General features: G+C 71.3%; 8 protein-coding genes. 6 read left to right on the top strand and 2 right to left on the bottom strand.

Annotation, left to right across the window (positions count from 1 at the left end):
• Window positions 1-216: 216 nt before the first annotated feature.
• Complete coding sequence (locus ACIQMV_RS34660; RefSeq protein WP_402597143.1) at window positions 217-1,254, bottom strand: MerR family transcriptional regulator; 1,038 nt, start codon at window positions 1,252-1,254, stop codon at window positions 217-219.
• Between the two features lie 495 nt (window positions 1,255-1,749).
• On the opposite strand from ACIQMV_RS34660, the gene ACIQMV_RS34655 reads away from it, so the two are divergent.
• The 4 genes from ACIQMV_RS34655 (at window position 1,750) to ACIQMV_RS34640 (ending at window position 8,559) form a co-directional block, all read left to right on the top strand.
• On the top strand, window positions 1,750-3,324 hold the full coding sequence (locus ACIQMV_RS34655) for a diaminobutyrate--2-oxoglutarate transaminase family protein (protein WP_402597142.1): 1,575 nt from the start codon (window positions 1,750-1,752) through the stop codon (window positions 3,322-3,324).
• Between the two features lie 356 nt (window positions 3,325-3,680).
• On the top strand, window positions 3,681-5,609 hold the full coding sequence (locus tag ACIQMV_RS34650; RefSeq protein ID WP_402597141.1) for an IucA/IucC family protein: 1,929 nt from the start codon (window positions 3,681-3,683) through the stop codon (window positions 5,607-5,609).
• 90 nt (window positions 5,610-5,699) lie between these two features.
• A complete protein-coding gene (locus ACIQMV_RS34645; protein ID WP_402597140.1) occupies window positions 5,700-6,440 on the top strand; it encodes a GNAT family N-acetyltransferase in 741 nt (246 codons plus the stop codon).
• A gap of 145 nt (window positions 6,441-6,585) precedes the next feature.
• The gene (locus ACIQMV_RS34640; protein WP_401772693.1) at window positions 6,586-8,559 is read left to right on the top strand and encodes an ATP-dependent DNA helicase; all 1,974 of its coding nucleotides are present in this window, start codon (window positions 6,586-6,588) and stop codon (window positions 8,557-8,559) included.
• Between the two features lie 169 nt (window positions 8,560-8,728).
• Here ACIQMV_RS34640 and lexA read toward each other — a convergent pair whose 3' ends face one another.
• Window positions 8,729-9,508 carry a transcriptional repressor LexA gene (lexA, locus tag ACIQMV_RS34635; RefSeq protein WP_141357653.1) on the bottom strand — a complete coding sequence of 260 codons (780 nt, stop codon included), beginning with the start codon at window positions 9,506-9,508 and terminating at the stop codon, window positions 8,729-8,731.
• Window positions 9,509-10,072: 564 nt separating this feature from the next.
• Between lexA and nrdR the strand changes: the two genes are divergently transcribed.
• Both nrdR and ACIQMV_RS34625 read left to right on the top strand, forming a co-directional pair.
• A complete protein-coding gene (gene nrdR / locus ACIQMV_RS34630) occupies window positions 10,073-10,627 on the top strand; it encodes a transcriptional regulator NrdR (protein ID WP_402597139.1) in 555 nt (184 codons plus the stop codon).
• Between the two features lie 160 nt (window positions 10,628-10,787).
• On the top strand, window positions 10,788-13,682 hold the full coding sequence (locus ACIQMV_RS34625) for a vitamin B12-dependent ribonucleotide reductase (protein ID WP_402597138.1): 2,895 nt from the start codon (window positions 10,788-10,790) through the stop codon (window positions 13,680-13,682).
• The last annotated feature ends 15 nt before the right edge of the window (window positions 13,683-13,697 follow it).

Genomic DNA, 13,697 nt, shown 5'->3' with positions numbered 1-13,697 from the left:
CTCTGACTCCCCCTGCTGTGAACGGACTTGCTCCTTGCCGTCGCGTTCTCACCGTGAAATCAGGCCCAGTTCACCCTGGTCTCACGGTGGGCGCGAACGGCACCACACACTATGCGCTCGGCGTGGGGGACCGCCGACGGATCGGCAACGGTTTCGCTACGGGCAGCGGTTTCGTCACAGGCTGTCTGGTCTGGCAGTTCGTCCGGGTCCTGCCCCTCAGCGCGCCCGTGGGGCGTGCGCCACGGCACCGTCGTCACCGCAGAGGCGGCTCAGCGTCTCGACCGCGTCCCGCAGGCCGACGCAGCGCGGGAAGCCCCCGCAGGTCCGCCGCTCCCAGCCCGGACCGGCGGGCAGGACGGCAGGCCGCCTGCGCGCACCCGGCGCCCCCCATTCCAGGATCGCGACGTGCCGCGCCAGCGGCACCGACGCGGTGGAGCGGGCCTGCGACCACAGGACCACGGCGGTCGGACCGGTGCGCCGCACGCAGGCGATCAGTGCCTCCACCGGCACGGCGGCGCCGAGCATCCGGGTCGGCACCCCGCGCTCGCCCAGCGCCGCGTTCAGCGCCTCCAGGGGGAGGGAGTGCTGTTCACCGGGCGCGCAGGCCAGCACCACCGGCGGAATGTCCACCCGCGCCGCTGCGCGCGGCAGCAGCAGCGGCGAGCTGCGCAGTGTGCTCGACACCTGCCAGGACAGCAGGTGCTCCACCTCCACGTACCGGTCGCCGGACGACTCCCACTTGCGGCCCACCGCGCGCAGGGTCGGCACCATCACCTCCTCCCACGCCACCGTCAGCCCGTACCGCCCGACCGCCTCCAACAGCCGGCTCTCCAGCTCCGGCGAGTCCAGGCGCACCGCGGCGCGGGCCAGGCCCCGGCACTCCTGCCGCACGTCGCCCAGCGGCAGCCCGCCGCCGGCGCCCCCGCGGCGGGGCGGCTCCCCCGCTCCGGACGACGGCGCGGGCCGGTCGGAGGGCACGGCGGCGGCCGGTTCGGCACGCCCGGCCGGGCCGCGCCCGAGGCGGGTCACCCGGGCGGCCTCGGCGGGTGGCGCGCCCGCCGCCGTCAGCCGGCACATCCCCTCCATCATCGCGACGTCCTGGGGACTCCAGCGGCGGTGTCGTCCCCGCGCCCGCACAGCGGGCCCCAGACCGTACCGGCGGTCCCAGGAGCGCAGGGTGGTCGGGGAGACGCCCAGGCGGCGGGCCAGAGCGCCCGTGGTCAGCCCCGCCACGGGCGGTGTTTCGTCGCTCATGTCCCCGCACCTCGCTCGGCCGGCTTCCCCTGCGATCCCCATTGTCCGATGCGAGACCGATGCGAGTTGTCTCCTGCCGCATGGTGATGTACCCGCCGCCTCACGGTGCCTCCCGCGGCATGGTGATTCGCCTGCCGCCTCACGGTGCCTCCCGCCGCGTGGTGATGTACCTGCCGCCTCACGGTGCCTCCCGGCGTCTGTTGTTTGGCCTCCCGCCCTCTGCCGTCGCTCGCCGGCCTTGTGCGGCCGCGGGCCGTGAGTGGTCCCGTGGTCTCGCCCGGTCCGGCCGAGGACGCCGGTGAGCAACGCTCCACGACCGCAAGGATCTTGAGAGCACCCGTAACCGCGCGGACCGTCCGGGGTTGTAGCGGTGAGGGTCCTGATGTCTGCGTCCGGGACCCCCTGCCGCGGGCGGCCACGCGCCCCGGCGGCGTGAGGCCGGCGCCTTGCATCAGTGGCAGGCCGACGCTCTGGGACAGCGGGAGGACAAGGACCGTGACCGTGACGGAGTCTGCGCCCGGAGGCTGTGCGTCGGCGGGGGCGCCCGCCTCGTTCGAGGGGATCCTGCGGCGGCAGTCGGCGCGTGAGTCGGCGGCGCGCACCTATGCGCGCGCCCTGCCGATCGTGCCCGTCCGGGCCCGCGGGCTCAGCATCGAGGGTGCGGACGGCCGCCGCTACCTGGACTGCCTCTCGGGCGCGGGCACCCTCGCCCTCGGCCACAACCACCCCGCAGTCCTGGAGGCCATCCGCGACGTACTCGACTCGGGCGCGCCCCTGCACGCCCTCGATCTCGCCACGCCCGTCAAGGACGCCTTCGTCACCGAGCTGTTCCACACTCTGCCGCCCGGACTCGCCGAGCGGGCGCGCGTGCAGTTCTGCGGCCCGGCGGGCACGGACGCGGTGGAGGCCGCTTTCAAACTCGTCCGGGCCGCCACCGGCCGCACCGGACTCCTGGCCTTCTCCGGTGCCTACCACGGGATGACCGAGGGAGCGCTCGCCGCCTCGGGCCACGCCACCGACGTACGGGTCGCGCGCCTGCCCTACCCGCAGGACTACCGCTGCCCCTTCGGCGTCGGCGGCGCGCGCGGGGCCGAACTCTCCGCCCGCTGGACCGAGTCGGTCCTGGACGACCCGAAGTCGGGCGTACCGCTGCCCGCCGGGATGATCCTCGAACCCGTCCAGGGTGAGGGCGGGGTGATTCCCGCCCCGGACGACTGGATGCGGCGCATGCGCCGGATCACCGAGGACCGGTCCGTCCCGCTGATCGCCGACGAGATCCAGACGGGGGTGGGCCGCACGGGCACCTTCTGGGCGGTGGAGCACAGCGGTGTGACACCGGACGTGATGGTGCTGTCCAAGGCCATCGGCGGCAGCCTTCCGCTGGCCGTCGTGGTCTACCGCGACGACCTCGACGTCTGGCAACCCGGCGCCCACGCGGGAACGTTCCGCGGCAACCAGCTCGCCATGGCCGCGGGCACGGCCACCCTGGCCCACGTCCGGGAGAACCGCCTCGCCGAACGCGCGGCATCCCTCGGCCTCCACATGCTGACCCAACTCCGCGACCTGGCCGGCCACTTCCCCTGCGTCGGCGAGGTACGGGGACGGGGGCTGATGATCGGCCTCGAACTGGTGAACCCGGAGGAGGAACCCGAGGGCGACAGCGGGGCCGGCGCCGGCTCGGACCTGATCTGCCCCAGGGGCGGCGGGGGTGGCGCCGGGGGCGTCGACGGGGATGGCGGCGGGAGTGGCGGTGTCGCGAACAGCCCGGGTGCCGGGCCGATGTTGCCCCGCGTCCGGGACCCCCTTCCCGCCGCACCCGAACTCGCCGCCGCCGTCCAACGGGAATGCCTGCGGCGGGGCCTGATCGTCGAACTCGGCGGCCGCCACGCAAGCGTCGTACGGCTCCTTCCCCCGCTGACGATCAGCGACGAGCAGGCCGCCGCGGTCCTCGGTCGCCTGGCCGACGCGGTCGAGGCGGCGGCCCGGAGCCACACCGGCCGAGACGGTCAGGAGCGCGGGGCCCCACGGAGACGGCCGCAACCCACCGGCCACTCGGCAGGCGCGGGGTAGCGTCCCGCGGCCGCGGTTGTCGGCGGGCGCCCCGGGGCGAGCAGGTCCGAGCCGATGCCGGCCCCGCTCGGCCGACCTGGACCGTGCCACCGGGGCGGACTCGGACGGCTGAGCTGATCGCCTCGTCCGGCCCCGCCGCCCCCACCCCGCCAGACCCTGAACCCTGGAGCCTGGAGCCGGACGGACCGCCGACGGCGACCGCCCCGCACCCCGGCCGCCCCACCGGCACCCTTCGAAACACCCAGACCCTCACCCCTTCCGAGCCCTTACCGCTTGGTCCGCCCCGCCCCACCGACGCCCGGCCGACCCGCCATCTGCCCGGACGCATCGCCCCGAACGTCACCTGAGGAGCCGTCTTGAACCTCACCTCCGCCCCCCGCGGCCGCTCCCACACCCACGACCCGGCCGAGAAAGTCCCCCGTCAGCCGAGAAGGACATCGGCCGCCCTGCGGCCCGACGGCACGGCCACCGACCTCCTCGAACACCCCGACCCGCACACCGCCGCCCAGGCCGCGGCCGTGGAGAACCTCTTGCGCTGCTGGGTACGCGAGACCGGCACGGCGGCTCCCTGCTACGGCACCCTCCGCATCCCCCTCCGGGCCAGCGGGACGGCCCTGCTCGTCCCCGTTCACCACTGGTCCCCAACCGGCTGGCACCGCTTCGGCCTTCCGTATCTGGCCGACGCCCCGGAAGACGCCCCGCCGGCCGACGCCGTCACGGTCGCCACCCTGCTGGTCCGGGAAGCACGTACCAGGAACCGCGCTCCGAGGGCCCCGCAGATGCCCACGGCCGCCGCGCCGTCCCCGAACCGGGCCTTGACCGAGCCCACCGGCACCGCCGCCCTCGACCTCGTCACCCGTGTCGCCGACTCCGTTCGTGGCACCACCCTCTTCCTTCGCGACCGCTGGCACCGTCCCACCGACGGAACCGACCGCTTCCTCTCCGCCGAGCAGGCCCTCCTGCTCGGACACCCGCTGCACCCGACCCCCAAGAGCCGCGAGGGCCTGTCGGAGGCCGAAGTCCGCCACTACTCGCCCGAATTGCGAGGCTCCTTCCCGTTGCACTGGATGGCGGTCGCCCGCTCCGTCCTGGCCACCGACTCGGCTTGGACCGAATGCGGCCGGACCGTACCCGCCGACCTGCTCACCGCCCGGCTCGCCGGAGCGGGGCTGCCCCTGCCCGACGGATACGCCGCCCTGCCGCTGCATCCATGGCAGTTGCGCGAGGTGCGCCACCGCGCGGGTACGGCGGCCCTGCTCGACGCGGGACTGCTGCGCGATCTGGGTCCCTACGGACCGCCCTGGCACCCCACCTCCTCCGTACGCACCGTCCACCGCACCGGCGCGGCCGCCATGCTCAAGCTGTCACTGGGCCTGTACATCACCAACTCCCGTCGTGAGAACCTCCGCAAGGAACTGCACCGGGGTGTAGAGGTCCACCGGCTGCTGCGCAGCGGGCTCTCCCAGCAGTGGCGTGCGGCGCACCCCGGCTTCGACATCGTCCGGGACCCGGCCTGGCTTGCCGTGGACGACCAGGACGGGACACCCGTGCCGGGCCTGGACGTGATGATCCGGCACAACCCGTTCAACCCGTCGGACGACGTCTCCTGCGTCGCCGGACTCGTGGCACCCCGGCCCTACCGCCGGGCCGGTGCCCCCCTCACCCTGCGGTCCCGCCTGGCTGAAGTCGTCACCAGCCTCGCCGTCCGCACCGGCCGCCCGTCGAGAGCCGTCGCCACCGAGTGGTTCCTGCGCTACCTCGAGCAGGTGGTCCGCCCCGTGCTGTGGCTGGACGGCGAGGCCGGAGTCACCCTGGAGGCCCACCAGCAGAACACGCTGCTCCTGCTGGACGACGAAGGCTGGCCCGCGGGCGGTCGCTACCGTGACAACCAGGGCTATTACTTCCGCGTCTCCCGGCACGCGGAACTCGACGCCCGGCTGCCCGGCATCGGCGAGCACAGTGACACCTTCGTCTCCGACGACGTCACCGACGAACGCTTCGCCTACTACCTCGCCGTCAACAACGTGTTCGGTCTCATCGGCGCCTTCGGCTCCCAACGGCTCGCCGACGAGCGGCTGTTGCTGGCCGCCTTCCGCCGCTTCCTCGCCGACGCGGCCTCCGGCCCCGCCCGTACGCGCTCCACCCTGCCCTTCCGCCTGCTCGACTCCCCGGTCCTGCGCTGCAAGGCCAACCTGCTGACCCGGCTGCACGGCCTCGACGAACTCGTCGGCCCGGTCGACACCCAGTCCGTCTACGTCACCATCGCCAACCCCCTGTACCTCTGATCCGCACCCCTACCTCTGACCCACACGTCGAATCGCGTCTGCCGTAAACCCTCCGTCCCCCGTAAACCCGTCTTCCGAGAGGAGCGCGCCATGTCTCCCACCGATGCCGGCGCCGACACCGGTCAAGCGCAGGCAACCGCTCCCCACCGCCGTCCGGCCAAGGCGGGCGCCGACGGCGAGGACACGCTCGACCTGCGTCTGCCGGACGACTTCGTCGCGCTCTTCCGGGAGACGATCGGGACGGACGCCCCGGCCACGGCCGACCTGCTCGACGGCGTGGGCGACTGGGGCCCCGTCCTCACACCCGCCGGCGCCTTCCAGCTGGTCCCCGTCCGGCTCGAGCAGGATCTACCGCTGATCAGCCGCTGGATGAACGACCCCGCCGTCGCGGAGTTCTGGCAGCTGGCCGGGCCGCGGGAGGTGACCGAGGCCCATCTGCTCGCGCAACTCGACGGCGACGGTCGCAGCGTCCCCTGTATCGGCCTGCTCGAAGGCACTCCGATGAGCTACTGGGAGATCTATCGGGCCGACCTCGATCCGCTGGCCCGGCACTACCCGGCCCGACCGCACGACACCGGTATCCATCTCCTCATCGGCGGCGTCGCCGACCGTGGGCGGGGGCTCGGCGGCACCCTGCTCAGAGCCGTGGCCGACCTGGTACTCGGCCAACGCGTCAGCTGTGCCCGCGTCCTGGCGGAACCCGACCTTCGCAACGCACCCTCCCTGGCCGCTTTTCTGAGCGCCGGCTTCCGGTTCGCCGCCGAGGTCGACCTGCCCGCCAAGCGGGCCGCCCTCATGATCCGCGACCGGTCCCTGCGTGATCTGCTGTGACAGCGCGCCACAGGGTCATCACTTCTGGTACACCCCTCGGGCCGATCCGGTTCCCGCTCCGCCGGATCCGCATGAGACATACCCAGCCACCGGTCCCCGCCTTGATCGCCCGATTGTCGGTCCCGAGCCGTAGGGTGGTCGCGCTATGACGAAGCCCTCCCTCCCCGAACTCCTGCATGCCGCCGTCACCGCCGTCGGCGGTACGGAGCGCCCCGGCCAGGTGACCATGGCCCAAGCCGTCGCGGACGCGATCGACGACAGCTCGCATCTGTTGGTCCAGGCCGGCACCGGCACCGGTAAGTCCCTCGGCTATCTCGTGCCCGCCCTCGCCCACGGGGAGAGAGTGGTCGTGGCCACCGCCACCCTCGCCCTCCAGCGCCAGCTCGTCGAGCGGGACCTGCCGCGCACGGTCGACGCCCTGCACCCGCTGCTGCGCCGCCGCCCGGAGTTCGCCATGCTCAAGGGCCGGTCGAACTATCTGTGCCTGCACCGCCTGCACGAGGGCATGCCGCAGGACGAGGAGGAGGGACTGTTCGACCAGTTCGAGGCGGCCGCGCCCACCAGCAAGCTGGGCCAGGACCTGCTGCGGCTGCGCGACTGGGCCGACGAGACCGAGTCCGGCGACCGCGACGACCTGGCGCCCGGAGTGTCCGATCGGGCCTGGGCGCAGGTGTCGGTCTCGTCGCGGGAGTGCCTGGGCGCCTCCAAGTGCGCCTACGGCGCGGAATGCTTCGCCGAGATGGCCCGTGAGCACGCCAAGCTCGCCGAGGTCGTCGTCACCAACCACGCGCTGCTCGCGATCGACGCCATCGAGGGCGCGCCGGTCCTCCCGCAGCACGAGGTGCTCATCGTCGACGAGGCACACGAACTCGTCTCCCGGGTCACGGGCGTCGCGACCGGTGAGCTCACCCCCGGGCAGGTCAATCGCGCGGTGCGCCGTGCCGCCAAGCTGGTGAACGAGAAGGCCGCCGATCAGTTGCAGACCGCGGCCGAGGGCTTCGAGCGCCTGATGGAGCTCGCCCTGCCCGGCCGCCTGGAGGAGATCCCCGAGGACCTCGGCTATGTGCTGCTGGCACTGCGGGACGCCTCGCGCAACGTCATCTCCGCACTCGGCGCGACCCGGGACAGGTCGGTCCAGGACGAGGACGCCGTCCGCAAACAGGCGCTGGCCTCGGTGGAGAACGTGCACGACGTGGCGGAGCGCATCACCAACGGTTCCGAGTGGGACGTCGTCTGGTACGAACGCCACGACCGCTTCGGCGCCTCTCTGCGCGTCGCCCCCATGTCCGTCTCGGGCCTGCTGCGGGAGAAGCTCTTCACGGACCGCTCCGTCGTCCTGACCTCAGCGACCCTCAAACTCGGCGGCGACTTCAACGGCGTCGGCGCCTCCCTCGGTCTCGCGCCGGAGGGCACTGAGGGCGACGACGTTCCGCAGTGGAAGGGCGTCGACGTCGGCTCCCCGTTCGACTACCCCAAGCAGGGCATCCTGTACATCGCCAAGCACCTGTCGCGTCCCGCGCGGGACGGTGACCGGGGTGACATGCTCGACGAGCTGACGGAGCTGATCCAGGCGGCGGGCGGACGCACGCTCGGCCTGTTCTCCTCCATGCGGGCCGCCCAGCTGGCCGCGGAGGAGCTGCGCAGCCGTATCCCCGAGTTCCCGATCCTGCTCCAGGGCGAGGAGACGCTGGGCGAACTGATCAAGAACTTCGCGGCGGATCCGAAGACCTGCCTCTTCGGCACGTTGTCGCTCTGGCAGGGCGTGGACGTCCCCGGGCCCAGCTGCCAGCTGGTCGTCATGGACAAGATCCCGTTCCCGCGCCCCGACGACCCGGTGATGAGTGCCCGCCAGAAGGCCGTGGAGGACGCCGGCGGCAACGGCTTCATGGCGGTGGCCGCCACCCACGCGGCGCTCCTCATGGCCCAGGGCGCCGGACGTCTCGTACGGGCCTCGGGGGACCGGGGTGTGGTCGCCGTACTGGATCCGCGTCTGGCGACGGCCCGGTACGGCAGCTATCTGAAGGCGTCGCTGCCCGACTTCTGGAACACCACGGACCGCAACCAGGTGCGCAAGTCACTGGCGGCCATCAACGCGATGGCCGAGCAGGAGGGGAAGTGATCGCGGGGGTAGCCTGACCGGCGCCGGTCAGGCTACCCCCGCGATCCGAAAGCGCGTTGACCAGGGCCGTTCAGAACGGGGGCGACGCGCAGCACGGAGCCCCGGAACCGGCGCAGGGGTCCCGGGGCCCGATCAGGGGGCAGGTGGGCGAGCCCGCCCGGCGCGGTTCTCACACGCGCCGCAGCACCGCCACCACCTTGCCGAGGATGGTCGCGTCGTCGCCCGGGATCGGCTCGTACGCCGCGTTGTGCGGGAGGAGCCAGACGTGCCCGTCCTCGCGCTTGAAGCGCTTGACGGTGGCCTCGCCGTCGATCATCGCGGCCACGATGTCGCCGTTCTCGGCGACCTGCTGGCGGCGGACGGTGACCCAGTCGCCGTCGCAGATCGCGGCCTCGATCATCGAGTCACCGACGACCTTGAGGACGAACAGCTCTCCGTCACCCACCAGCTGGCGGGGGAGGGGGAAGACGTCCTCGACCGACTCCTCGGCGAGGATGGGACCACCGGCCGCGATCCGGCCGACCAGAGGGACGTAGGAGGCGGCCGGCTTGCCCACCGTGTCCGTCGGCTGCAACGCGGTGGCCTGGTCCGAACCGCGGACCTCGTACGCGCGCGGACGGTGCGGATCACGCCGCAGGAAACCCTTGCGCTCGAGGGCCATCAGCTGGTGTGCGACCGAGGAAGTGCTGGAGAGGCCGACCGCCTGCCCGATCTCCCGCATGGACGGCGGGTAGCCGCGCCGCTGCACGGAGTCCCTGATGACCTCGATCACCCGGCGCTGACGGTCGGTGAGGCCCGAGCTGTCGGCCCGGATGCCCGGAGGTCGGCCCGGCAGGGAGCGCTTGTGCCCCTCGGGATTCGTGGCTTCGTTCATCGCATGCACCGGCTCGAGTCGGCCCTGGGAGCGGTCCTGGGCAGTGATGGTGGCACTGTCTGCGGTGGTGGTCACGTCGGCCCCTCTCGATGGTCTCCCTCCGGCACAACGGTAGTTGCTTTCGAAAGGTTGCGCCAAACACACGTTCGAGTGAAAAAACGCCGTCAGCCGGACTTGATCGCGTTTCTGGGTGTATGGGCAACGCGGTGTCCGGCTGGCAAAAGGGCTCATTGTTGTACTCTTCACCGCCGGGATGGCGACCTCGTGGGTTGCCGCCCCAGTCTGCCATCCGGGGTCCCGCCGGCCGGGCGCCGCCTCCCGTCTGCCCAGGAGTCCCACGCGTCCTCCGTGCGGCGCTCACGGTATCTCCGTAAGCTCCCCGGGGGGCGCGGGCGCCACCGACGTGTTGCCCGCGGCGGCTCCGGCGCACGGCGCGCCGCCGTATCCGTGCGACACGCGCGCCTCGCCTGCCTGTATGGAGTCAATCCCCACATGTAGTGGTTGGATAGCTACAGCGGCCCACAGATTGTGTTCCCCCCGGTCTTCGAGTCGCCGTTCATCGCCTATGCTGGTGGCTGCTTCGCGGGGCCCATGGGTCTGGTGAGGCTATTGAGCCTGCTGTGAGGAGGGTTGGAGTCCATGCACTGCCCCTTCTGCAGGCACCCCGACAGCCGCGTGGTCGACAGTCGTACGACGGACGACGGCACGTCCATCCGCAGGCGCCGCCAGTGCCCTGACTGCTCCCGTCGGTTCACGACAGTGGAGACGTGCTCGCTCATGGTGGTCAAGCGGTCCGGAGTCACCGAGGCCTTCAGTCGGATCAAGGTCATCAACGGTGTGCGCAAGGCATGCCAGGGGCGGCCCGTCACCGAGGACGCGCTCGCCCAGCTGGGCCAGCGGGTCGAGGAGGCGGTGCGCGCCAGCGGGAGCGCCGAGGTGGCCGCTCATGACGTGGGGCTCGCCATACTCGGCCCCCTGAAGGAGCTCGACCTCGTCGCCTACCTGCGGTTCGCGTCGGTCTACCGGGCGTTCGACTCGCTCGAGGACTTCGAGTCCGCCATCGCGGAACTCAGGGAAGCAACGGGACACCCCGCCGCGCAGAACGGCGACGGCGCTTGTGAGGGGTGCCAGGAAGACGGCCGCGGGCGCGGCGGGACGGCTGAGGTCCCCCTGCCCGCAGGCACCGCCGACTGAGCAGCGGGCCGGTCCGGACGGTGCGTCCTGACCCGGCTCAGCGGCGGTGAAGAAGACCTGTCGTGGGTGGCAGCGAGGGTTGCCCGCGACACCAGACAGAACACCGTGCTCCGGAACACAGGGGCACTTCAGGGCGTTTACGCCCGTACAGGGAGGCGGCATGACAGAGACGGCGAGCGGCCCGGCACGAGGTTCCCGAGCCAAGGGCACCAAGGCCAGCAAGGGGCTGCGTATCGAGCGCATCCACACCACCCCCGGCGTGCACCCGTACGACGAGGTGGCCTGGGAGCGCCGTGACGTCGTCATGACCAACTGGCGCGACGGCTCGGTCAACTTCGAGCAGCGTGGCGTCGAGTTCCCCGACTTCTGGTCGGTGAACGCGGTCAACATCGTCACCAGCAAGTACTTCCGCGGTGCCGTCGGCACCCCGCAGCGCGAGACCAGCCTCAGGCAGCTGATCGACCGCATCGTGAAGACGTACCGGAAGGCCGGCGAGGACTACAAGTACTTCGCCTCGCCCGCCGACGCCGAGATCTTCGAGCACGAGCTGGCCTACGCCCTCCTGCACCAGATCTTCAGCTTCAACAGCCCCGTCTGGTTCAACGTCGGGACCAAGCAGCCCCAGCAGGTCTCCGCCTGCTTCATCCTGTCCGTCGACGACTCCATGGAGTCGATCCTCGACTGGTACAAGGAAGAGGGCATGATCTTCAAGGGCGGCTCCGGCGCCGGCCTGAACCTCTCCCGCATCCGTTCCTCCAAGGAGCTGCTCTCCTCCGGCGGAAACGCCTCCGGGCCCGTCTCCTTCATGCGCGGTGCCGACGCTTCCGCGGGCACCATCAAGTCCGGCGGTGCCACCCGCCGCGCGGCCAAGATGGTCATCCTCGACGTCGACCACCCCGACATCGAGGACTTCATCCAGACCAAGGTCAAGGAGGAGGAGAAGATCCGCGCCCTGCGCGACGCGGGCTTCGACATGGACCTCGGTGGCGAGGACATCACCTCCGTCCAGTACCAGAACGCCAACAACTCGGTCCGCGTGAACGACACGTTCATGAAGGCGGTCGAGCAGGACGGCACGTTCGGTCTGCGCGCGCGGATGACCGGCGAGGTCATCGAGCAGGTCGACGCCAAGGACCTGTTCCGGAAGATGGCCGAGGCCGCCTGGGCCTGTGCCGACCCGGGCATCCAGTACGACGACACGATCAACCACTGGCACACCTGCCCGGAGTCCGGCCGCATCAACGGTTCGAACCCCTGCAGCGAGTACATGCACCTGGACAACACGTCCTGCAACCTCGCCTCGCTGAACCTGATGAAGTTCCTCAAGGACGACGGCAAGGGCAACCAGTCCTTCCAGGTCGAGCGCTTCGCCCAGGTCGTCGAGCTGGTCATCACGGCGATGGACATCTCCATCTGCTTCGCGGACTTCCCGACCCAGAAGATCGGCGAGAACACGCGCGCGTACCGCCAGCTCGGCATCGGCTACGCCAACCTCGGCGCGCTGCTGATGGCGACGGGCCACGCCTACGACTCCGACGGCGGCCGTGCCCTCGCCGGTGCCATCACCTCCCTGATGACCGGTACCGCCTACAAGCGCTCGGCCGAGCTCGCGGCGGTCGTCGGCCCGTACGACGGCTACGCCCGCAACGCGCAGCCGCACCTGCGGGTGATGAAGCAGCACGCCGACGCCAACACCACGGCCGTCCGCATGGACGACCTGGACACGCCGGTCTGGGCCGCCGCCACGGAGGCCTGGCAGGACGTGCTGCGGCTCGGCGAGAAGAACGGCTTCCGCAACTCCCAGGCGTCCGTCCTGGCGCCCACCGGCACCATCGGACTGGCCATGTCCTGCGACACCACGGGTGTCGAGCCCGACCTCGCGCTGGTCAAGTTCAAGAAGCTGGTCGGCGGCGGCTCGATGCAGATCGTCAACGGCACCGTCCCGCAGGCCCTGCGCCGCCTGGGCTACCAGGAGGAGCAGATCGAGGCGGTCGTCGCCCACATCGCCGAGCACGGCAACGTGATCGACGCCCCCGGCCTCAAGCACGAGCACTACGAGGTGTTCGACTGCGCCATGGGCGAGCGCGCCATCTCCCCGATGGGCCACGTCCGCATGATGGCCGCGATCCAGCCGTGGATCTCCGGTGCCATCTCCAAGACGGTCAACATGCCGGAGTCGGCGACCGTCGAGGAGGTCCAGGAGATCTACTTCGAGGCGTGGAAGCTGGGCGTCAAGGCGCTCGCCATCTACCGCGACAACTGCAAGGTCGGCCAGCCGCTCTCCGCCAAGAAGAAGGAGGACGAGAAGGCCGAGATCACCGAGAAGGCCGAGGGCACGATCCGCAGCGCGGTCGAGAAGGTCGTCGAGTACCGCCCGGTCCGCAAGCGCCTGCCCAAGGGTCGGCCCGGCATCACCACCTCCTTCACGGTCGGCGGTGCCGAGGGCTACATGACCGCCAATTCGTACCCGGACGACGGTCTCGGCGAGGTCTTCCTGAAGATGTCCAAGCAGGGCTCGACGCTCGCGGGAATGATGGACGCCTTCTCGATCGCCGTGTCGGTGGGCCTTCAGTACGGCGTGCCGCTGGAGACGTACGTCTCGAAGTTCACCAACATGCGCTTCGAGCCGGCCGGTATGACCGACGACCCGGACGTGCGGATGGCGCAGTCGATCGTCGACTACATCTTCCGCCGCCTGGCGCTGGACTTCCTGCCCTTCGAGACGCGCTCCGCGCTCGGCATCCACTCCGCCGAGGAGCGTCAGCGCCACCTCGAGACCGGCTCCTACGAGCCGACCGACGACGAGCTCGACGTCGAGGGCCTGGCCCAGTCGGCGCCCCGGCAGACCGACCTGAAGGCGGTCGCCACGCCGAAGGCCGAGGTCGAGGCGGCCAAGCCCGCCCCCAAGCAGGCACACACCAGCGCCGAGCTGGTGGAGATGCAGCTGGGCATTCAGGCCGACGCCCCGCTGTGCTTCTCCTGCGGTACGAAGATGCAGCGGGCCGGCTCCTGCTACATCTGCGAGGGCTGCGGCTCGACCAGCGGTTGCAGCTGACCTGACGGTAACGCC

It is taken from the genome of Streptomyces sp. NPDC091412 (assembly GCF_044756885.1).
Lineage (GTDB): Bacteria > Actinomycetota > Actinomycetes > Streptomycetales > Streptomycetaceae > Streptomyces.
The sequence above is the reverse complement of the archived record's forward strand: the minus strand, read 5'-3'. Positions and strand labels throughout refer to the sequence as shown.

Bases quoted from the DNA above. Each gene is read 5' to 3' on its own strand.
- ACIQMV_RS34640 (WP_401772693.1), top strand. From the start codon at position 6,586: ATGACGAAGCCCTCCCTCCCCGAACTCCTGCATGCCGCCGTCACCGCC.
- ACIQMV_RS34625 (WP_402597138.1), top strand. From the start codon at position 10,788: ATGACAGAGACGGCGAGCGGCCCGGCACGAGGTTCCCGAGCCAAGGGC.
- ACIQMV_RS34660 (WP_402597143.1), bottom strand. From the start codon at position 1,254: ATGAGCGACGAAACACCGCCCGTGGCGGGGCTGACCACGGGCGCTCTG.
- nrdR (WP_402597139.1), top strand. From the start codon at position 10,073: ATGCACTGCCCCTTCTGCAGGCACCCCGACAGCCGCGTGGTCGACAGT.
- ACIQMV_RS34645 (WP_402597140.1), top strand. From the start codon at position 5,700: ATGTCTCCCACCGATGCCGGCGCCGACACCGGTCAAGCGCAGGCAACC.